Raw genomic sequence first — 21,141 nt, forward strand, 5'->3', positions numbered from 1 at the left:
AACCGTCAGTGTCTACCCTCCCCGGACGTGACAAGGCAAAAGGTGGTGATTCTTCCTATGATCTGGCGATGAAGATTCTTCGCCAAACGGTTAGAAATTCTCTAGCGCGATCACTGAACCAGAAATATCCTACGCAACCTGTCGCCCTCCGTGAGCTTGTCCCTGGGAAGCCATATCCCTAGGCTTTCCCGGTCGCTGCCAACTGCAGCGATCGGGTTTGGTAGCTCGGTTGAAATCAAGGCGTACAGGCTTGTCGTTATGGCGGATGTGCGCAGGGCGCTTTCGAGTGCGCTGGGTTCCTTGATTCCCGGTCTACCAACCTGCGCACAGCCGTCACCCTGATCGTTTGGTAGCGACAGGTTGAGGCTCCAACAATCAAGGAGCTTGCTCATAATGAAGATTGTTCCAGACCCACCTACCGATTTACCCCCTACCGTCCTGAACACCGCCCAATCGCCCTTCTGCTCCTGCCACAATGCCCACGAATCGCTGTTCCAGGTCCACGCTGGCATCCCTGCCGAAGACGCGCTGGTGCAGATCTCCCAACACCTGCAATCCGCGGCTGAAACAGCTGGCCGGACCTATGTGCTTTCTCCCTTCACCGAAACAGCACTACAACGTTCGACCCTGTGGTCTATCGAGACGGCCCAAGCCTTGGTCGATGCCTTGCGCAAGGGCGCCGACCCAGCGATTCGCCACACCGCCGAGCTGTCGTTCAAGCATTTCGACGGGGGTGATTCACCAATGTTCAGCGTGCGCGGCGGGGTGTTGGCGGAGGATGTGCTGGTGCATGTGTCGCTGTGTTTGCAAGCGGCGTATGCGACAGCGGATGAAGCGTGCATGGGGATGCCCCAGGGCAGCCGAGGACTACACTGGGCGACATTGAATGCCATTGAGGTGGCGATGGGGTTGACTGAAGCGTTGCTGGACGGGGCCGAGGGTCTGTAGCAGACTTTAGTCGCGATGGCATCACCGCGGTCTACGATGAACCGCGGTGATGCCATCGCGACTAAAGTCTGCTCCTACAGCGCAGTGGTCCGGAATTCAGGTTGCGTGCCGGTAAAAATAGCCGCGCCGCGAACGACCTCAAGTCCCTGTACAATCTCGACATATTCTTGCTTCGAGGCCACCACGGTGGATGTACAACAGGGCTTTGTCCTGACCCGCCACTGGCACGATACCCCCGAGGGTACGCAAGTCGGTTTCTGGCTTGCGACCGACAACGGCCCGCGACAGGTGCTGTTGCCCGTCCAACCCTCGGTGGCTTTTATCCCGGTCGAACAACGCGCTCAAGCTGAAGCGGTGCTGCGCGGTGAGCGCGGCGCCGAGCTGCGCCCATTGGGCCTGCGCGACTTTCATCACCGGCCGGTGCTGGGACTGTATTGCCAGCAACACCGGCAGTTGATGAACCTTGAGAAGCGACTCAAAGCTGCCGGCGTCGAGGTCTATGAAGCCGACATCCGCCCGCCCGAGCGTTACCTGATGGAGCGCTTCATCACAGCGCCCGTGTGGTTCAGCGGTACACCCCAGGCCGATGGCAGTTTGAGCGATGCCCATCTCAAACCCGCCGAAGACTATCGACCGGCCCTCAAACTGGCCTCACTGGACATCGAAACCACCGCCCAAGGCGAGTTGTACTCCATCGCCCTGGAAGGCTGCGGGCAGCGCCAGGTATACATGCTCGGGCCTGCCAATGGCGAGGCCGGCGACCTCGACTTTGACCTTGAGTATTGCGACACCCGCGCGCAACTGCTCGAGCGCCTCAACCAGTGGCTCGCTCGTCATGACCCCGATGCAATCATCGGCTGGAACCTGGTGCAGTTCGACCTGCGCATTCTCCACGAACACGCTCAACGCCTGAAGGTGCCGCTGATTCTGGGCCGGGGCGGCGAGGTGATGGGCTGGCGCGAACACGGCAGCCGCACCCACTACTTTGCCGCGGCAGCCGGGCGGTTGATCATCGACGGGATCGAAGGGCTTCGCTCGGCCACTTGGAACTTCCCCTCCTTCAGCCTGGAAAACGTCGCCCAGACTCTGCTGGGCGAAGGTAAATCCATCGACACACCCTACCAGCGCATGGATGAAATCAACCGCATGTTCGCCGAGGACAAGCCGGCCCTGGCGCGCTACAACCTCAAGGACTGTGAACTGGTCACGCGGATTTTCGCCAAGACCCAACTGCTGACCTTCCTGTTGGAACGAGCCAGCGTCACCGGCCTGCCTGCCGATCGCAGCGGCGGATCAGTGGCCGCGTTCTGTCACCTGTACATGCCCTTGATGCATCGCCAGGGCTTTGTGGCCCCCAACCTCGGTACGCTGGAGCCCGAGGCCAGCCCCGGTGGGTTCGTGATGGATTCAAGGCCCGGCCTGTATGAGTCGGTGCTGGTGCTCGATTACAAAAGCCTCTACCCGTCGATCATCCGCACCTTTCTGATCGACCCGCTGGGGCTGGTGGAAGGCTTGCAGCACCCGTCTGACAGTGAGTCGGTGCCGGGCTTTCGAGGGGCGCGTTTTTCCCGCAGCAAACACTGCCTGCCGGCGATTGTCGAGCGCGTCTGGCAGGGGCGCGAGACGGCCAAGCGCGAACACAATCAGCCGTTGTCCCAAGCACTGAAGATCATTATGAATGCCTTCTACGGCGTGCTCGGCTCTAGCGGTTGCCGCTTCTTCGATCCGCGCCTGGCCTCCTCCATCACCCTGCGCGGCCACGAGATCATGCGCAAGACCCGCGAACTGATCGAAGCCCAGGGCTACACGGTGATCTACGGCGATACCGACTCAACCTTCGTCTGGCTCAAGGGCCCGCACGCCGAATCTGAAGCCGATGTCATCGGCAAAGCGCTGGTGCAGCACGTCAACCAGTGGTGGCGCGAGCACCTGCGCGAAACGCTGGACCTGGACTGCGCCATGGAGCTGCAATACGAAACCCATTACAGCCGCTTTTTGATGCCGACCATTCGAGGTGCCGAAGAAGGCAGCAAGAAACGCTATGCCGGGCTGGTGACCCGCGCCGATGGCCAGCAGGAAATGGTTTACAAGGGCCTGGAAACGGTGCGCACCGACTGGTCACCATTGGCCCGCGAGTTCCAGCAGGAACTGTACCAGCGCATCTTCCTGCGCCAACCCTACCAGGACTATATCCGCGACTATGTGCGCCGAACCCTGGCGGGCGAAATGGACGAAGCACTGATCTACCGCAAGCGCTTGCGTCGGCGCCTGGACGACTACCAACGCAACGTCCCACCCCACGTGCGTGCCGCCCGCATGGCCGACGACTACAACGACCGCCAGGGCCGCCCACGGCAATACCAGAATGGTGGCTGGATCAGCTACGTGATCACCAAGGCCGGCCCGGAACCCCTGGAGACCCGGCGCTCGGCCATTGATTACGAACACTACCTGACCCGGCAATTACAGCCCGTGGCCGACGCGATACTGCCGTTTGTGGGTGACGATTTCAGCCGCCTGATCAACCGCCAAATGGCGCTGTTCTGAGGGTAGGAGCTGGGCTTGCCCGCGATGGCATCACCGCGGTCATATTGGCAGCGGCGGTGATGCCATCGCGAGCAAGCTCTGCTCCTACATGCACGCTATCCAGATAGCCAATCGCTACGTTGACACTCTCAAAAGTCATACCTCGGATGCACTGCCAAACCTTGTCTAATTCTCATAGCGTTCAGCTTTTTAAGATTTCTACCGGCCTCCCCTGTCTCCATAAACAAGTCTTTATCCTGACGGTATTTAGGATCCAAATATTCCTCATACTTATCTTCACGCTGCTGATACTTATATTTCTCCGCAGCGGTTAATGGTAATTTTTTGCCCGCTTCAGAGTTCCCTGACCCTGATGGTTGCTGAACATCATTATTTTGTGGCCGAGTAGTTTTACTTGCACTGCCTGCCCCAACGGACTGATCGTTAGTTTTATTCTGACTGCGTTCAGCAGCGCGCTTGTTCAACTGGTCTTGAAGTTTAAGTTTATTTTGAAGTTTTGTATTTTGTTGCCCTGCCGTAGTCCAGCTAGGAGTAGGCTTGGGCATATGCCCAGACTCGTCAGAAAAATTCGCCGGATCCCCACTGCAATACGCATAACAATTAACGCCCCCCTCCCCAAACGGGCTCCAACTGTCCGGGCTATTAAACTTCATCAACACCGGATTAAACGTCCGATATCCACTCCCCAGCAAATAACTCCCCGTCCCCGCTTCCGGCCACTGCCCGTTAAACCCCAGGCCACTGCCCGATGCCCGAAACCCATACGCCGAATACGCCGCCCGAGGACGCCCGTGTACCTGCAACACCGATTGCTGCTGGTCAGTCGCCAGCATGCGCACTGATCCGTTTCTGTTATCCATTGAGAGCTCTCCCGATCTTCGTTGATGGCAGCCTCAAGAGTTCATCAAAACGGAAATGTTGCCTACTCACAGAACTGCTAGGTAGCCGTCGATACACGAACTGTAGGAGCCGGCTTTAGCCGCGATGAATGCGCCGCGGTTTTCCTGATGTATTGCGGTGAGGCCATCGCGAGCAAGCTCTGCTCCTACAAACGCAGGTACCCATCATTTTGCGAATGCCCCCGCGAACTCAGATAATCACATTACGCACAAAGCGCACCGCCACGTCGCCGTCGTTGCGATAACCATGGTCAACGTGGCTGGCATACATGAAAAACTCGCCTGCTGCGATCCGATGCTCCTGCTCGGCAACCCGCAAGGTCAGGCAACCTTCGATCACGTAGAGCTGCTCGCTCCAGCCTTTGGCGTCAGCTTCCGATTGGTAACTGTCTCCAGGCTCCAGCCGCCACTCCCACAGCTCCACTTCGCGGCTGGCGGTCGCGCTGGCGAGCAACACTGCCTTGCTGCCAACCCGCTCGCCGGTCCAGGCCAATTCGTTGATACGGCCAGGGTCGCGATTGTCAGGTGCCCTGATCAGATCGCTGAATGCCACCCCCAATGCCTCGGCCACTCGGTCCAGCGTGGTCAGGCTGACGTTCTTTTCGCCCGCCTCGATGGCCACCAGCATGCGCCGGCTGACATTGGATTTTTCTGACAGCGCACTCTGGCTCAATTCGCAAGCCAAGCGCAGGCGACGGACGTTCTGGCTGACGTGCTGCAGCACGGATGCCCTGGAATTGGAATCTTTGTGCACTATATTGCTCACTTAATGGGTTTGCGCAGTATACTGCCCACTTCGCCGCATTGTGCGTCTCCCCTCCTTCGTGTGCAAGGCCATGATTACCCAGAACTCCCCCCGTCTATCAGCCCGCCTGGGCCTCCGCAAAGCCGAACTGATCCTGGTGTTGATCACCGTGCTCTGGGGCGGCACCTTTTTGCTGGTCCACAACGTCATGACCGTCAGTGGCCCGATGTTTTTTGTCGGCCTGCGCTTTGCGGCTGCCGCGTTGTTCGTAGGTATCGTGTCGCATCGCGCGCTGGCGGGGCTGACCCGGCTCGAACTCAAGGCCGGTATCCTGATTGGCGTTTCGATCATGCTCGGCTATGGCTTGCAGACCATGGGCCTACAGACGATCAGCAGCAGCCAGTCGGCTTTCATTACCGCCCTGTACGTCCCCTTCGTACCGTTATTGCAATGGCTGGTGCTCGGCCGCCGGCCAGGGTTGATGCCCAGCGTCGGGATTGCCCTGGCGTTTATCGGCCTGATGCTGCTGGCAGGTCCTGAGGGTACGTCCATGTCCTTGAGCCCGGGCGAGCTCGTCACAGTGGTCAGCGCCGTGGCCATTGCCGCTGAAATCATCCTGATCAGCCGCTATGCTGGCAAGGTCGATGTACGCCGCGTGACGGTGGTGCAACTGGCGACCGCTTCGCTGCTGGCGTTCTTGATGATGGTCCCGACCCAGGAAGCGGTGCCGGGCTTTTCCTGGCTGCTGGTACTCAGCGCTGTGGGCCTGGGCGCCATGAGCGCGATCATTCAGGTGGCGATGAATTGGGCGCAGAAGTCCGTCTCCCCCACTCGGGCCACGTTGATCTATGCCGGCGAGCCGGTATGGGCCGGTATTTTCGGGCGCATGGCGGGTGAACGACTGCCAGGCATCGCGCTGCTGGGTGGGGTGTTGATCGTGGCCGCAGTGATTGTCAGCGAACTGAAACTCAAAGCCAGGCCCGCGCCCACCACGGCTGAGCAGGAACCCAGCGCCTGAGCCATTGACCGGAACTGTTCGAGGTGTTGACAGTCGCAGTAGTAGGTACCGCGTCTTCAAGGAACGACCGTGTCTTTCGACCCGCTGATTGATCCCATCAACCAGGACCCGAGCACCCCCGAGCCCGCCGTGCAGCGCCTGCGGGTCCTGACCGTCAACACCCACAAGGGTTTTACTGCCCTCAATCGACGCTTTATCCTGCCGGAGCTACGCGAGGCGGTACGCAGCACCCAAGCCGACCTTGTGTTTCTGCAGGAGGTGCTGGGCGATCACGAACGGCATGCCTCAAGGGTCAATAACTGGCCACCCATTTCCCAATACGAATTTCTCGCCGACAGCATGTGGAGCGACTTTGCCTATGGTCGCAATGCCGTCTACCCCGACGGCCATCACGGCAATGCGCTGTTGTCAAAATTCCCCATCGTTCACCATCGCAACCTTGATGTGTCCATCACCGGCCCCGAGCGACGCGGTTTGCTGCATTGCGTCTTGCAGGTGCCGGGGCATGCTGAAGTGCATGCGATCTGCGTGCATCTGTCGCTGCTCGAAAGCCATCGCCAATTGCAATTGGGCCTGTTGCGACGCCTGCTCGAATCCTTGCCCGACAGCGCGCCGGTGATCATCGCCGGCGACTTCAACGACTGGCAGTTGCGTGGCAACGCGCAGTTGACCCAATGCCCGGATCTGCATGAGGCCTTCGAACATCACCATGGCCTGTTGGCAAAAACTTACCCGGCACGTTTCCCTTTGCTGCGCCTGGATCGCATTTACCTGCGCAACGCCCGCAGCCATGAACCTCGCATTCTGGGCAACAAGCCCTGGACGCACCTCTCCGATCATCTTCCTTTGGCCGTGGAAGTTCATCTGTAGCAATGATTCGAGATAGCCTGCGGCGTTTAAATTCCGATGGGGGCTATCCTTGCTGCAAATGTAATACGATTCAAAAGCTTAGGTTGCATCTTTAGCCTGCTAACGGCCAAGTTCATATTCTTGACGCAACCCTTTATATCTCCTTAGCTACAAGGTACATACATTCTCGAAAGAGTACTGGCCAGGCCTCTAGCTCGCGCTTTTTGCGCAGGCTTGGGTTTGGCTTGCTGGCTTCTGCCGCCTTCTGTTTTATGTTTGCAGCCGGCGTGACTCATGGCCAGACCCTTGGCTGTAATATCAAAAGGAGATCCGCCATGAGAAGAGTCTCGAACCCTACGGGCCTAGACTATGTTTTTCTCGCGATTTCCACGTCGGTACTGCTAGCTACCCCTGTGGAAACCCGTGCTGTCAGTCTGGAGGACGACCCGTATTTTGTTAGCACGCAGGCGATGCTCACCCTTACCCCGCCCACTGCTGCCGGCATGACCCGCAACACCCTGGGTTCGTTGCAGGATCGATTGAACGATCGCGATGTCGAGCGCCAGAACGCGGACATCACCAGTACCTGGAGCCAGTTATTCCCCACGATCGGCCAGGTCGGAGCGACGACGCCGATAGAACCGCGCTTCACAAACACCAATGCCAATGTGCAGGTCAGCCCTGAATTGATCGTGCGTGAAAGCCTCAATGGCAACACCCATCGCGCCGGCTTCTTCGTGGGCCATAACCGGTTGCAGAGCGGCCTGGATGGCATGAGCCCTCGGGGCAACGACAACAAAGGGGCGGTACGGCTCGAAGGCCAGAGCCTGGGGGTGTACTGGACCATGGCTCACCCGCAGGGTTGGCATTTGGATGCGGTCGCCATGGGTACCCGCTTTGACGGTAGCGGCCGTGCCGACGACGGCAGCCGGCTCGATGGCAACGGCCATGCCTTGACCTTGTCGGTGGAAGGCGGCTACCCGATCGCGCTGTCGAAAAACTGGGTGATCGAGCCTCAGGCGCAGGTGATCAACCAGCAATTTTTTCCGGGTGCTCAGGATCATGCCGCGACGCTGCAGGCGTATGACTCGATGCCAAGCTGGACCGGGCGTATCGGTGCACGGTTGTCCGGGCGCTATCTGGTGAACAGCATGCCGTTGGAACCCTATGTACGGACCAACGTCTGGCATGAATTTTCCAGCGGCGAGAGCCTGAGCCTGGATCAGGTCGACAAGATCAGCAGCGGCCGCAATTCCACCACCGTGGAACTGGGTTTGGGATTGGTCGCGCGGGTCAATCAGAAAGTCAGCCTGTTTGTCAGCGCCGACTACAGCAGCAACGTGGATGACAACGATTTGAACGGCATGATCGGCAATTTCGGGATGCGCATACGGTGGTAAGGTCGGTAGGAGCAGGCTTTAGCCGCGATGAAAATGACGCGGTGCATCAGGCAAACCGCGGTGCGTTCATCGCGGCTAAAGCCGGCTCCTACCTCTCAACCCTTACTCAGGCTTGAGGATCAACACCCCCAATGGTGGCAAGCGCAGCGACAACGACAACGGCTGACCGTGGCTTGGGACCGCCTCGGTTTCCACACTGCCCAGGTTGCCGTAGTTGCTGCCGGCATACACCTGGGAATCGCTGTTGAGTACTTCGCTCCAGCGCTCGGCGAACGGCACGCCAATGCGATAAGCCTCGCGTGGCACCGGGGTGAAGTTGGCGACCACCAACAACGGCTCGCCACTGCAACTCCAGCGCAGCCAGGAGAACACACTGTTCTGGGCATCGTCGCCGATCAGCCACTGGAAGCCCTGAGGCACGCAGTCCTGCTCATGCAAGGCGGGCAAATCACGGTACATGCGGTTCAGGTCGCCCACCAGTTTCTGTACGCCCAAGTGCTCGGAGTATTGCAGCAGGTACCAGTCCAACTCGTTATCGTGATCCCATTCGCGCCACTGACCGAACTCGCAGCCCATGAACAGCAGCTTCTTGCCTGGATGCGCCCACATAAACGTCAGGTAAGCACGCAGGTTGGCGAATTTCTGCCAGCGATCCCCGGGCATCTTGTCGATCAACGAATGCTTGCCATGCACCACTTCGTCATGGGAAATCGGCAGGATGAAGTGTTCGGAATAGGCATAGATCAGCCCGAAGCTCATCTCATTGTGATGATGGGCACGGTGGATCGGGTCGTTCTGGATGTAGTGCAGGGTGTCGTGCATCCAGCCCATGTTCCATTTGTACGAAAAGCCCAGGCCACCTTGCTGGGTGGACTGGCTAACGCCGGGCCAGGCCGTGGACTCTTCTGCAATCACCAAAGCTCCGGGGGCTTCCAGGGCGACCACATCATTGAGGTGGCGCACGAAATCAATGGCTTCCAGATTTTCGCGACCGCCATGGCGGTTCGGCACCCACTCCCCGGCCTTGCGCGAGTAGTCGCGATACAGCATCGAGGCGACGGCATCGACGCGCAAGCCGTCGACATGGAAGTGTTTGAGCCAATGCAGCCCGCTCGCCAGCATGAAGCCGTGGACTTCGGTACGACCCAGGTTGTAGATCAGGGTGTCCCAATCCTGGTGGAAGCCTTCCAGCGGGTTGCCGTATTCGTACAGTGAAGTACCGTCGAACTGCGCCAAACCATGCGCGTCGCTGGGAAAGTGCGCAGGCACCCAGTCCAGGATGACGCCAATACCGCCCAGGTGGCAGGCGTTGACGAAGAAGGCAAAATCTTCCGCCGAACCGTAGCGCGCGCTGGGGGCGAACTGCGACAGCGGCTGGTAGCCCCAGGAGCCTCCGAACGGATGCTCCATGATCGGCATCAGCTCCACATGGGTGAAGCCCAATTGCTGCACGTAGGGCACTAGCCGCTCGGCCAATTCGCGCCAGTTGAGCGGGCGCACCACCTCGCCCGCGTCGTCGGTTTCGCAACGCCAGGAGCCCACATGCAATTCATAGATCGACAGCGGCGCGTTGACCCGCTGGCGCTCGCCACGGGTTTGCAGCCACTCCTGATCCTGCCAGTCAAACTGTAAGCGCTTGGCCACCACCGATGCCGTCTCGGGGGGCATTTGCGTGGCCAGGGCCACGGGGTCGGCCTTGAGCGGCAGAATTTCGTGAGATCCAAGAATCTCGTATTTATAGGCATCGCCAGCGGAGAGCCTGGGGATGAAGATCTCCCAGACGCCTGAAGCATGGCGCAAGCGCATGGGGTGGCGACGGCCATCCCAGACGTTGAAATCACCCACGACCGAGACTCGTCGTGCATTGGGTGCCCAAACGGCAAAACGCACGCCGTCGACGCCGTCCACTTGCATCAACTGGGCACCAAAGGCACCGCTCAAGTCACGGTGATTACCTTCGGAAAACAGGTAGAGGTCCATGTCCCCCAGCAGTTTGCCAAAGCTGTAGGGGTCTTCGCTGATCTGCTCGCCGCCCGCCCACTGAACCTTGAGCAAATACGGTTGGGCCTGGTCGAAATGGCCCACGAACAGGCCAGGCACCTTGCTCTGTTCCAAGGCACCGAGCGGCTGGCCATCTCGGCTCAGCACCTGCACGCTTAAGGCATTGGGCAAAAAGGCCCGGATATACTGCCCACCGGCGCCATCGCCGTGTGGGCCAAGGATTGAAAACGGGTCTTGGTGTTCTGCTCGCACCAGCGCTTCGATATCGCGCTGATGAGGTAATGCCCCGCTACGACTCATGCCTTGTTCCTTGTGCGCGTTCATCTACTGCTCTCCCCACGTACTCAACAACCCATAGAGACCATGCAAAGGCACGGCCAGCCAGCTCGGGCGATTCTCGGCTTCGTAAACAATTTCGTAGGCAGCCTTCTCCAGGCTGAACAATTCAAGCGCGGCGCTTTCGCCCTCGGCATCGGTCCAGGCGTGTCCAAGGCTGGCCGTGGCCAACCCGTACGCCTCGATAAAGGCATGCCGGGACGCATGCAGATACTGACGGGTAACGCGCTGGCGCGCCTGTCGGGCTTCAGGGGTCTGATCCACGCCCTGGGCATTGCGCAGGGCCATGGCCGCGGCGTAATCAAAGGAGCGCAACACACCGCTCACGTCTTTATAAGGGCTGTATTTAGCCCGACGTTCCTCCAGTGGACGAGCGGGCTCGCCCTCGAAGTCGATCAGGTAGGCATCACCTTGTACCACCAAAATCTGGCCCAGGTGCAAGTCGCCATGCACCCGCATGATCAGCCCGCCCACCGCGCGCTGGCACAGGTCATCGACATGGCTATGCAAGCCGTCGCGCTGGCGCAGCACGTCATCGACCAGCCCCTGCTCGTCCTCTGGCAGTGCATGGCGATGGCTGGCGAGCAAATCCAGTGCACGGGCGACCAGCGCATTGATGCTCGCGCTCCATTGTTGTGCATCCTGTGCGGTGCTGCGCCGGGCGCTGAAGTCAGGGTTGTCGGTGCTGGCGGACAGCAGCAGGTGCATTTCACCCAGGCGCTGGCCGAGCAGGCCGGCAAAGCTTGCCAGTTCCGCCAGCGCGTTGGAGTGCTGTTCCTGGGCTGAGCCGGCAGGCTCAAGCTCATCACGGGTGGCCCGCTCCAGGCTGTTCTGGGTCCAGTCCCAGGCGTCGCCCTGATTGCTCAGGTAGCCTTGGGCGATCATCAGCAGGTGCGGTTGGCCCTGGGCATCGACTCGGCTGACATAGCCCAGCAAGGGCGAGATATTGGCAAAGCCTGCAGCGGTCAGGTAATCGCCCATTTCAAGCTCGGGGTGGATACCGCCACTGACGCGGCGGATCATTTTCAATACCAGGCTTGAACCCACCACCACCGAACTGTTGGACTGCTCGGCCGACAAATAACGGACCTCGGCGCTATCGCCCAGGCCCAGCCGTTCCAGCAGGTCACTGCCCTTGAACTGCAGCTCGCCCTGATCTTCCAGCACCAGGCGCGTGCCCTGGTTCATGCTCTGCAGCACGACCCGGATAAAGGTTTCCAGGGTAAAGGCATCTGTGATCAGGCCGACGCTACCGCCGCGCCTGACGCGGGCCAGGGCCAATTGCTGGGGCAGCGCGGTATTGATCTGCTCTTCGGCGATAAAGCCCAACGGCAACTGATAGCGGCTACTCTGACCGGCTGCTTGCACGTCTATTTCACTGAACAGTACTGGGCTTTCGGGTGTTCCAAAACGTACCCCATAGGCCAGGCGAACCGTATCGATGCCAGCGTCCTTGCCGGCAAACCAGCGGCGCTTGGGCAGATACTGCGGCAGGATCTGGGTTTCCAGCGCCGTTCGGGCGGGCGTTTCGAGCAACTCTTCCATACGTTTTTTCACCACCAGCGTCGTGAACTCGGGGAGCGGCTGCGCGGGCTCCACATGCCAACTGGGCATCTGGTCTGCCGAGGCCAGCAAGAACCAGTAGAAGCCGTAGGGCGGCAACGTTAGCAGGAATGGCAACTGGCCGATGGGCGGAAATGCGCTGCCGCCGAGCATTTCCACCGGAACCCGGCCTGCGAAGGGCGAAAGGTCCAACTCGGCGGCTTGCGCGGCGCGCGATACATTGGCCACGCACAAGATCGTTTCCAGCCTGCCATCGGCCGCCGTGTATTCACGCAAGTAGGCCAGGATCCTGCGGTTGGAGGGCGACAACATTTTCAGGCTGCCGCGCCCGAAGGCATGTTGCTGCTTGCGCACCGCCAACAGCCGACGTGTCCAGTTCAACAGCGAATGTGGATCACTGGCCTGGGTTTCGACGTTGACCGACGGGTAACCATATTGCGCGTCCATGATCGGTGGCAATACCAGGCTTGCAGGGTCGGCTCGAGAGAAACCACCATTGCGATCGATCGACCACTGCATGGGTGTTCGCACACCGTCGCGATCCCCCAGGTAAATGTTATCGCCCATGCCGATTTCATCGCCGTAGTACAAGGTCGGCGTTCCCGGCATCGACAACAATAGACTGTTGAGCAGTTCGATTCGCCGACGATCCCGCTCCAGCAGCGGTGCTAGCCTGCGCCGGATGCCCAGGTTGATCCGCGCCCGGCGGTCGGCCGCGTAGTGATTCCACAGGTAATCGCGCTCCCGGTCGGTGACCATTTCCAGGGTCAGCTCATCGTGGTTGCGCAGAAAGATCGCCCATTGGCAGTTGCCCGGGATTTCCGGGGTCTGGCGCAAAATGTCCGTGATCGGAAAGCGGTCTTCCTGGGCCAGCGCCATGTACATGCGCGGCATCAACGGGAAATGGAACGCCATGTGGCATTCATCACCGTCCGTGCCATTGCCATCGCCAAAATACAGTTGGGTGTCTTCCGGCCATTGGTTGGCTTCGGCCAGCAACATACGGTCGGGGTAGTTGGCGTCGATCTCGGCGCGAATCTGCTTGAGCACCTGGTGGGTCTGGGGCAGGTTTTCGTTGTTAGTGCCATCGCGTTCGATCAGGTAGGGAATGGCGTCCAGGCGCAGGCCATCGATGCCCATGTCCAGCCAGTAGCGCATCACGCCGATCACCGCTTTCATGACCTGCGGGTTGTCGAAATTCAGGTCCGGCTGGCGGGAATAGAATCGGTGCCAGAAGTATTGGCCGGCGACCGGGTCCCAGGTCCAATTCGACTTTTCGGTGTCCAGGAAGATGATCCGGGTACCGCTGTATTTCTGATCATCATCGGACCACACATAGAAGTCCCGCGCCCTGGAGCCACGCTTGGCGTGCCGGGCGCGCTGGAACCAGGCATGCTGGTCCGAGGTGTGGTTGATCACCAGCTCCGTGATCACCCGCAGGCCTCGCTTATGCGCTTCATTGATAAAGCGCTTGACGTCGGCCAGGGTGCCGTAATCGGGGCTCACCGCCTTGTATTCGGCAATATCGTAGCCGTCGTCGCGACGTGGCGACGGGTAGAACGGCAGCAGCCACACCGTGTTGACACCTAGGTCGGCAATGTAGTCGAGCTTGGCGATCAGGCCTGGAAAATCGCCGATTCCATCGTTGTTGGAATCGAAAAACGATTTGACGTGCACTTGGTAGATGATCGCGTCCTTGTACCAGAGCGGGTCATCGATAAACGCTGTCTCATGCGGTTTCCTGGTCATGTCAGTGTCCTTCCCGGCATGCTAGAGGGCCTTTTCGATGCGCCAGATACCGAACGGCAGGTGCCAGGGCTCGATACGCATCCATTGAGTCTTTCCGTGCCAGGTCCAGCGGTGGCCGGTCATCAAGTCTTCACCGTAAGTATCGGCATCGTCAGCCAGGCCCAACTCCCACAGCGGCAATTCGAAATGCGCCTCCTGGGCATTGTGCGGGTCAAGGCTGACCGCGACCAGGATGAAGTTGCCACGGTCTGGAGTGCGCTTGCCAAAATACAGAATATTGTCATTCCAGCAGTGGTAAAACGCCACGCCCAGATGGGTTTGCAGCGCGGGGTTCAAGCGGCGGATACGGTTGAGCTGGGCAATCTCGGCGATGATATTTCCAGGCTGAGTGAAATCCCTGGGCCGAATTTCGTATTTTTCTGAATTCAGGTACTCCTCTTTGCCCGGCACCGGTGCCGACTCACACAACTCAAAGCCCGAATACATGCCCCAAAGGCCCGAGCCCATGGTGGCCAGGGCCGCGCGAATAAGAAAGCCAGGGCGCCCGGATTCGTGCAGGAAAAACGGGTTGATATCGGGCGTATTGACGAAGAAATTCGGCCGATAGCAATGGCTCCAGGGGGGCTGGTTGAGTTCGGTGAAATAGCTTTGCAACTCGGCCTTGGTATTACGCCAGGTGAAATAGGTGTAGCTCTGGGAATAACCGACCTTGCCCAGGCGCGCCATCATAGCCGGCTTGGTGAAGGCCTCGGCCAGGAAAATCACGTCCGGGAACTGGGTGCGGATGTCATCGATCAACCATTGCCAGAACGGCAGGGGCTTGGTGTGTGGGTTATCGACGCGAAAGATCTTCACGCCCTCCTCCGCCCAACCCCGCACAATGTCGCGCAAGGCCAGCCAAAGGCTGGGCACGGCGTCGGCGGCGTAGAAATCGACGTTGACGATATCCTGGTATTTTTTCGGCGGATTTTCAGCAAAACGGACGGTGCCGTCCGGGCGCCATGAGAACCAGCCGGGATGCTCCTTGAGCCAAGGGTGGTCCTGGGAGCACTGGATGGCGAAGTCCAGGGCGATCTCCAATCCATGGTCGGCCACTGCAGCCACCAGCCGGCGAAAGTCTTCGCGGCTGCCCAATTGCGGGTGAATGGCCTCGTGCCCGCCTTCAGGGCTGCCGATGGCATAGGGGCTGCCAGGATCGTCGGGGCCCGCCTGCAGGGCGTTGTTTGGGCCTTTGCGGTAAGCCAGGCCGATGGGGTGGATGGGGGTGAAATACAACACGTCAAAGCCCATGTCGCGGATCATCGCCAAGCGGCTGTGAACGTTGTTGAAGGTGCCGTGTTGGCTGGCATCATCGGTAATCGAGCGCGGAAACAGTTCATACCAGCTGGCAAACTGGGCACGCTCACGCTCGACCTCCAGGGGGAATTCATGGCTGCGAGTCAGATAGGCACGATGGTCAGCCAGCGCCATCAGTTCAGCCGTCTCAGGGCTGAGCAACAGCCCGACCTGGTCATCCTGCTCTGCACTGAGCAGTTCATCGTGCAATTGCTGCAGTTGCACCCGCAGGCTGCCATGGCTGCGCTTGGCACTCTGTAATAAATGACGGCGCCCTTCTTCGAGCTCCAGTGCCACGGGCACACCGGCCAAGTACTTTTTCTCCAGCTCATGGCGGTAGGTGGCGAACGGGTCGATCCAGGCTTCTATGCAAAACAGGTAACGGCCGACGGTCGGGGCACAGAATCGCGCCTGCCAACTGTCATTGCCCAGGTCAACCATGGGCACCGTCTGCCAGTGCTCACTGTGGCTGTGGCGCCAGCGCAGGTTCACCACCAGCTTATCGTGACCGTCGGCGAAGACCTTGCTGTCTACCGTGACTGGGTGGCCCATGATGGCCTTGGCGGCAAACAATCCGCCTTCGAGCACCGGCATGGTGTTTTCAATCACAAGCCTTGGCAGCAGCAAGGCTTGGGAAATGCCCAGCACCTGGGTTGCACTGTCGCTTGCATGGGCCGTCTGGCCCGCTTCGAAAGGCTCATCTACCGTCATCGAGCATCGCTCCTTACGCCCTATGGACGCGGGTTTCACTGGATTGGCTGGTGTCGATCAGCACCGCGAAAACCGGCACCCCCTGCCTAAGTTCCGAGCAGGAGGGACGGGCAAAAGTTCAGACGGATTGAGCTGCAAAAAGTACATCGGCAAAAATCGGAGTCATTGCTTATTCATGCCGGTCCAAGGCTATTACGCACCTTCCATCATGCCCCCCACGGTCGGCGACCCGCCCAGCGACGCGCCTGCCGAGCAGGCATCGCCAACGGAATAAAGAGCATAGAAGGTATAGCGAAAAAATGTGACAGTCGGAGCACGGCTTGCCGGCGATAAAGCCACCGCGATGAGTCAGGGATGATTAAAAAGCGCCGTTGATCCTGATCTTGATCTTGATCTTGATCTTGATCTTCATGCACAAAACGATCAGACGACGCGGATGTCCCTTCAGGAGGCCGAGTGGAGCGCCTGCGTAGTGGGGTAAGGGCCATGGATGGCCCGCAAGCGCCGATGGGCCATGGACGGCCCGTCGGCGCGGCCCCACGGAGCAGGTGCGGAGGGAGGGAACCCGGAGCGAAGCGTAGGGCCGGATGCGGGGACCAGGGGTTTTGCCTACTTTTGCCCCAACAAAAGTAGGACGCCGTAAAGGCGGAAAGGTGACTAAGCGTCACCCTCGCCAACGGATAAGTTCTCGATTCAAGGGTTTTGGTTCAACTAATGGAGAACATATCCAGATTACGCGCAGACGCGGACTCACCTTTCCGCCCTGACGGCGGGTCACTTTTTTTGGCGAAAAAGTAACCAAAACGCCGCGTCCCCGCATACGGCCCTACGCTGCGCTCCGGGTTCCCTCGCTCCCGCACTTGCTACGTGGGGACCGCGCCGACGGGCCGTCCCTGGCCCTACGGCGCTCTCGGGCCATCCATGGCCCTCGCCCCACTACGCAAGTGCTCCGCTCGGCCTCCTGAAGGGACGATCCGCGGTGTTTGGACTTTCTGGGCTCGAAGATCAAGAGCTAGATCAAGAGCTGGAGCTGGAGCTGGAGCTGGAGCTAGAGCTAGAGCTAGGATCAGCTCAGCATGGGGTCAACGATTCTCGAACTTGGCTTCACGTTTGGCGATGAAAGCGGCCATGCCTTCTTTCTGGTCATGCATGGCAAAAGTCGAATGGAAAACCCGACGCTCAAAGCGCACACCCTCGGAGAGGCTCACTTCAAAGGCGCGGTTGATGCTTTCCTTGACCATCATGGCCACCGGCAGCGACTTGTTGGCAATTTCGGCGGCGACCGTCAGCGCCTCGTCCAGCAGCTCTGCCTGAGGCACAATACGCGCCACGACGCCCGCACGCTCGGCTTCTTCGGCGCCCATCAGGCGACCGGTCAAGCAAAGCTCCATGGCCTTGGCCTTGCCCACCGCACGGGTCAGGCGCTGAGTACCCCCCATGCCCGGCAATACACCCAGCTTGATTTCCGGTTGACCAAACTTGGCGTTGTCGGCTGCCAGGATAAAGTCGCACATCAGCGCCAGCTCGCAACCGCCACCCAAAGCAAAACCGGACACCGCGGCGATCATCGGCTTGCGACGGTTGGCCACGCGATCGCTGTCAGAGAACAGGTCGTCCAGATAGATTTGCGGATAAGTCAGCTCGGCCATTTCCTTGATATCAGCGCCGGCAGCAAAGGCCTTGGCTGAACCGGTCAGTACGATACAGCCAATATTGCGGTCGGCTTCCAGTGAATCCAGCGCCTGGTTCAATTCGCGAATGATCTGGGCGTTGAGGGCATTGAGTGCCTGGGGCCGATTGAGGGTGATCAAACCCACCCGGTCACGTACCTCAAGCAGAATCGTTTCATATGACATCAATTAACCTCTCTGTTCAAAGATTGCGCGCAATGACCATGCGCTGAATATCGCTGGTGCCCTCATAGATTTGGCACACCCGTACATCGCGGTAAATCCGTTCCAGCGAAAAGTCGGTGAGATAGCCATAACCACCCAGCGTCTGCAAGGCCTGAGAGCAAACTTTTTCAGCCATTTCCGAGGCAAACAGCTTGGCCATCGACGCTTCCACCAGTGCTGGGCGACCTGCATCACGCAGGCTAGCAGCGAAATGGACCATTTGCCGGGCCACAGCAATCTTTGTGGCCATGTCTGCCAGTCGAAACGCCACAGACTGGTGTTCAATCAAGGACTTACCGAAACTCGTCCGTTCCCGGGCATAGTCGCGGGCGACTTCAAAAGCCGCACGGGCCATGCCAACCGACTGGGAAGCAATGCCGATTCGCCCGCCTTCCAGGTTCGCCAGGGCGATTTTGTAGCCCTCACCTTCTTCACCCAGGCGGTTGGCGACAGGGATTCGTACGTCCTCGAACAGAATCTGGCAGGTATCGGAGGCATGCTGGCCAAGCTTGTCTTCGATGCGCGCGACCTTATAGCCAGGAGAATCGGTGGGCACCAGGAAGGCTGAAATACCGCGTTTACCCGCCGCGGGATCGGTCACGGCAAACACGATCACCAGCCCCGCGTTTTGCCCGGAGGTGATGAACTGCTTGCAGCCGTTCAATACATAGTGGTCGCCATCGCGGCGGGCACGGGTTTTCAGGCTACTGGCATCGGAGCCGGCCTGCGGTTCGGTGAGTGCGAAGGCACCCAGCATGCGACCGCTCGCCAAGGGTTCAAGAAACTGCTGTTTCTGCTCATCGGTGCCGAATTTTAGGATGGGCACGCAGCCGACCGAGTTGTGTACGCTCATGATGGTCGAGCAAGCACCATCGCCTGCGGCAATTTCTTCCAGGGCCATGGCGTAGGCCAGATAACCGGTGTCGCAGCCGCCCCACTGCTCCGGCACCAGCATGCCGAAGAAACCCAGTTCGGCCATCTGGGTGATCGCTTCGCGGGGAAAACGGTGTTCGCGGTCCCACTCGGCAGCAAAGGGACGCAGGCGTTCCTGGGCAAACTGGCGGGCTGCTTCGGCAATCTGTTGTTGCTCGTCATTGACTAACATGCGCTCACCTCACTCCAGGCATTCAATGGCCATCGCCGTGGCTTCGCCGCCGCCGATGCAGATGGCCGCCACACCACGCTTGAGGCCTTTGTGGCGCAGGGCCGACAGCAAGGTGACCAGAATCCGTGCGCCCGAAGCCCCTATCGGGTGGCCCAGGGCACAGGCGCCGCCGTGAATATTGACCTTCTCACGGGGCAGTTCAAGCTTGGCCATGGTCACCAATGTCACCACCGCGAACGCTTCGTTGATCTCGAACAAGTCGACTTGATCCAGGGTCCAGCCAGTCCGTTGCATAAGCTTTTGAATAGCGCCTACCGGTGCTACCGGGAACAACCCCGGCTCATCGGCATACGCCGCATGGCCATGGATCACCGCCAGCGGCTTGAGCCCCAATGATTGCGCCTGGGACTTGCGCATCATCACCAGCGCCGCGGCGCCGTCGGAGATGGAGCTTGAGTTGGCCGCCGTTACGGTGCCGCCCTCACGAAACGCAGGCTTGAGCTGGGTGATCTTGTCCAGGCGTGCCTTGGGGGGCTGTTCGTCATCGCTGATCAGGTGCTGCTCCTTGCCGACCGTGACCGTCACCGGAACGATCTCGGCGGCAAAGCTGCCGTCCTTGATCGCGTTCTGGGCGCGGGTCAGTGAGTCGATGGCGAAGGCGTCCTGGGCTTCTCGGCTGAAACCGTTGGCCTGGGCACAGTCTTCAGCGAAGGTACCCATCAGGCGGCCCTTGTCGTAGGCGTCTTCCAGGCCATCGAAGAACATATGATCGATGATCTTGCTGTGGCCCATGCGGTAGCCGCTGCGGGCGCGGTCCAGCAGGTAGGGGGCGTTGGACATGCTCTCCATGCCACCGGCCACCACCACCTCGGCGCTGCCGGCCAGCAGCAGGTCATGGGCCATGATGGCCGCCTGCATGCCGGAGCCACACATCTTGTTCAGGGTGGTGCAGGTGGTGGCTTTATTCAGGCCAGCACCGAGTGCTGCCTGGCGTGCGGGGGCCTGGCCCAGGCCGGCCGACAGCACGCAGCCGAACAACACCTGGTCGATTGCCCCGGCCTCCACACCGGCGCGCTCCACCGCAGCCTTGATGGCGACGGCGCCCAGTTGCGGGGCGGTCAATGCCTTGAAGTCACCCTGCAAGCCGCCCATGGGCGTGCGCACGGCGCTGACAATTACGATGGGATCATTGGCGAGTGTCATGTCATTTATTCCTCGATTACTTGGCCGCCATGCGCAAGGCACCGTCAAGACGGATCACCTCACCGTTGAGCATGCTGTTTTCAATGATATGGCGGGCCAGGGCTGCATATTCACAGGGTTTGCCCAGGCGCGGCGGGAACGGCACCCCGGCGGCCAGCGAATCACGGACCTCCTGGGTCATGCCGGCCATCATCGGCGTTTCGAAAATGCCGGGGGCGATGGTCATCACTCGCACACCAAAGCGCGCCAGTTCTCGCGCAGCCGGCAGGGTCAGGCTGGCAATCGCGCCCTTGGACGCCGCATAGGCGGCTTGGCCGATCTGGCCGTCGTAGGCGGCGATGGACGCTGTATTGATGATCACCCCGCGCTCACCGCCCTCGCCCACCGGGCCTTCGGCCATGGCGGCGGCGGCCAGTCGCAGCATATTGAAACTGCCGATCAGGTTGATATTGATCACCCGGCTGAAGCTTTCCAACCCGTGGGGACCGTTCTTGCCGAGGATTTTTTCGGCCCCGACCACGCCTGCGCAGTTAATCAGCCCGTGCAGCCCACCAAAGGCCTCGACGGTAGCGTCAACGGCCGCCTGGGCGGCCGCTTCCTGGCTGATATCGGCGACCGAATAACGGGCATTGGCGCCCAAGGCCTGGGCCTTATCCGCTACCGCTTGGGCATTGAGGTCAACCAACATCACCCGAGCGCCGGCATCGATCAGCATGTGCGCAGTGGCTGCGCCCAGGCCGGAGGCGGCACCGGTCACGATAAAGACGTTATTGGCTATGTGCATTGCTCTATTCCTTAGGGTTCAGCCGCGTGTTTTCAGGCTTTGAAAGTTCTGAA

14 protein-coding genes are annotated in these 21,141 nt (G+C 59.8%); 5 read left to right on the top strand and 9 right to left on the bottom strand.

Annotation, left to right across the window (positions count from 1 at the left end):
- Positions 1-393: 393 nt before the first annotated feature.
- Both AC3IX4_RS19245 and AC3IX4_RS19250 read left to right on the top strand, forming a co-directional pair.
- Positions 394-948, top strand: a complete 555-nt coding sequence (locus AC3IX4_RS19245; protein WP_489256992.1) for a DUF3077 domain-containing protein — start codon at positions 394-396, stop codon at positions 946-948.
- Positions 949-1,134: 186 nt separating this feature from the next.
- Positions 1,135-3,495: a DNA polymerase II gene (locus AC3IX4_RS19250; RefSeq protein ID WP_489256993.1), complete on the top strand. Its 2,361-nt coding sequence runs from the start codon at positions 1,135-1,137 to the stop codon at positions 3,493-3,495.
- A 128-nt stretch (positions 3,496-3,623) separates the two neighbouring features.
- Here AC3IX4_RS19250 and AC3IX4_RS19255 read toward each other — a convergent pair whose 3' ends face one another.
- The gene (locus AC3IX4_RS19255; protein WP_489256994.1) at positions 3,624-4,355 is read right to left on the bottom strand and encodes an RHS repeat-associated core domain-containing protein; all 732 of its coding nucleotides are present in this window, start codon (positions 4,353-4,355) and stop codon (positions 3,624-3,626) included.
- Between the two features lie 229 nt (positions 4,356-4,584).
- Positions 4,585-5,148 carry a helix-turn-helix domain-containing protein gene (locus tag AC3IX4_RS19260; RefSeq protein ID WP_489256995.1) on the bottom strand — a complete coding sequence of 188 codons (564 nt, stop codon included), beginning with the start codon at positions 5,146-5,148 and terminating at the stop codon, positions 4,585-4,587.
- Positions 5,149-5,230: 82 nt separating this feature from the next.
- Here AC3IX4_RS19260 and AC3IX4_RS19265 point away from each other — a divergent pair, with 82 nt between their 5' ends.
- The 3 genes from AC3IX4_RS19265 to AC3IX4_RS19275 all read left to right on the top strand — a co-directional run bounded on the left by AC3IX4_RS19265 (position 5,231) and on the right by AC3IX4_RS19275 (position 8,406).
- Positions 5,231-6,157, top strand: a complete 927-nt coding sequence (locus AC3IX4_RS19265) for a DMT family transporter (protein WP_489256996.1) — start codon at positions 5,231-5,233, stop codon at positions 6,155-6,157.
- A gap of 69 nt (positions 6,158-6,226) precedes the next feature.
- On the top strand, positions 6,227-7,027 hold the full coding sequence (locus AC3IX4_RS19270; protein ID WP_489256997.1) for an endonuclease/exonuclease/phosphatase family protein: 801 nt from the start codon (positions 6,227-6,229) through the stop codon (positions 7,025-7,027).
- Positions 7,028-7,341: 314 nt separating this feature from the next.
- Positions 7,342-8,406, top strand: a complete 1,065-nt coding sequence (locus AC3IX4_RS19275; RefSeq protein WP_489256998.1) for an autotransporter domain-containing protein — start codon at positions 7,342-7,344, stop codon at positions 8,404-8,406.
- 102 nt (positions 8,407-8,508) lie between these two features.
- Here the strand turns inward: AC3IX4_RS19275 and glgB are convergent, their stop codons facing one another.
- The 7 genes from glgB to AC3IX4_RS19310 form a co-directional block, all read right to left on the bottom strand.
- Positions 8,509-10,731 carry a 1,4-alpha-glucan branching protein GlgB gene (glgB, locus tag AC3IX4_RS19280; RefSeq protein WP_489256999.1) on the bottom strand — a complete coding sequence of 741 codons (2,223 nt, stop codon included), beginning with the start codon at positions 10,729-10,731 and terminating at the stop codon, positions 8,509-8,511.
- Complete coding sequence (treS, locus tag AC3IX4_RS19285) at positions 10,732-14,055, bottom strand: maltose alpha-D-glucosyltransferase (RefSeq protein ID WP_489257000.1); 3,324 nt, start codon at positions 14,053-14,055, stop codon at positions 10,732-10,734.
- 21 nt (positions 14,056-14,076) lie between these two features.
- On the bottom strand, positions 14,077-16,101 hold the full coding sequence (locus AC3IX4_RS19290; RefSeq protein ID WP_489257001.1) for an alpha-1,4-glucan--maltose-1-phosphate maltosyltransferase: 2,025 nt from the start codon (positions 16,099-16,101) through the stop codon (positions 14,077-14,079).
- A gap of 1,082 nt (positions 16,102-17,183) precedes the next feature.
- A complete protein-coding gene (locus AC3IX4_RS19295) occupies positions 17,184-17,957 on the bottom strand; it encodes an enoyl-CoA hydratase (protein ID WP_489257002.1) in 774 nt (257 codons plus the stop codon).
- Positions 17,958-17,973: 16 nt separating this feature from the next.
- Positions 17,974-19,101 carry an acyl-CoA dehydrogenase gene (locus tag AC3IX4_RS19300; RefSeq protein ID WP_489257003.1) on the bottom strand — a complete coding sequence of 376 codons (1,128 nt, stop codon included), beginning with the start codon at positions 19,099-19,101 and terminating at the stop codon, positions 17,974-17,976.
- A gap of 9 nt (positions 19,102-19,110) precedes the next feature.
- Positions 19,111-20,304, bottom strand: a complete 1,194-nt coding sequence (locus tag AC3IX4_RS19305) for an acetyl-CoA C-acyltransferase (RefSeq protein ID WP_489257004.1) — start codon at positions 20,302-20,304, stop codon at positions 19,111-19,113.
- 16 nt (positions 20,305-20,320) lie between these two features.
- Positions 20,321-21,088, bottom strand: coding sequence for an SDR family NAD(P)-dependent oxidoreductase (locus AC3IX4_RS19310; protein WP_489257005.1), 768 nt, complete (start codon positions 21,086-21,088; stop codon positions 20,321-20,323).
- Positions 21,089-21,141 lie beyond the last annotated feature (53 nt).

The sequence above is a fragment of the Pseudomonas sp. KH_021 genome, from assembly GCF_057838865.1.

What these genes read in the sequence shown, in the direction of transcription:
- AC3IX4_RS19290 (WP_489257001.1), bottom strand. Translation starts at nt 16,101, where the DNA reads ATGACGGTAGATGAGCCTTTCGAAGCGGGCCAGACGGCCCATGCAAGC.
- AC3IX4_RS19275 (WP_489256998.1), top strand. Translation starts at nt 7,342, where the DNA reads ATGAGAAGAGTCTCGAACCCTACGGGCCTAGACTATGTTTTTCTCGCG.
- AC3IX4_RS19300 (WP_489257003.1), bottom strand. Translation starts at nt 19,101, where the DNA reads ATGTTAGTCAATGACGAGCAACAACAGATTGCCGAAGCAGCCCGCCAG.
- treS (WP_489257000.1), bottom strand. Translation starts at nt 14,055, where the DNA reads ATGACCAGGAAACCGCATGAGACAGCGTTTATCGATGACCCGCTCTGG.
- AC3IX4_RS19295 (WP_489257002.1), bottom strand. Translation starts at nt 17,957, where the DNA reads ATGTCATATGAAACGATTCTGCTTGAGGTACGTGACCGGGTGGGTTTG.
- AC3IX4_RS19245 (WP_489256992.1), top strand. Translation starts at nt 394, where the DNA reads ATGAAGATTGTTCCAGACCCACCTACCGATTTACCCCCTACCGTCCTG.
- glgB (WP_489256999.1), bottom strand. Translation starts at nt 10,731, where the DNA reads ATGAACGCGCACAAGGAACAAGGCATGAGTCGTAGCGGGGCATTACCT.
- AC3IX4_RS19265 (WP_489256996.1), top strand. Translation starts at nt 5,231, where the DNA reads ATGATTACCCAGAACTCCCCCCGTCTATCAGCCCGCCTGGGCCTCCGC.
- AC3IX4_RS19255 (WP_489256994.1), bottom strand. Translation starts at nt 4,355, where the DNA reads ATGGATAACAGAAACGGATCAGTGCGCATGCTGGCGACTGACCAGCAG.
- AC3IX4_RS19310 (WP_489257005.1), bottom strand. Translation starts at nt 21,088, where the DNA reads ATGCACATAGCCAATAACGTCTTTATCGTGACCGGTGCCGCCTCCGGC.
- AC3IX4_RS19305 (WP_489257004.1), bottom strand. Translation starts at nt 20,304, where the DNA reads ATGACACTCGCCAATGATCCCATCGTAATTGTCAGCGCCGTGCGCACG.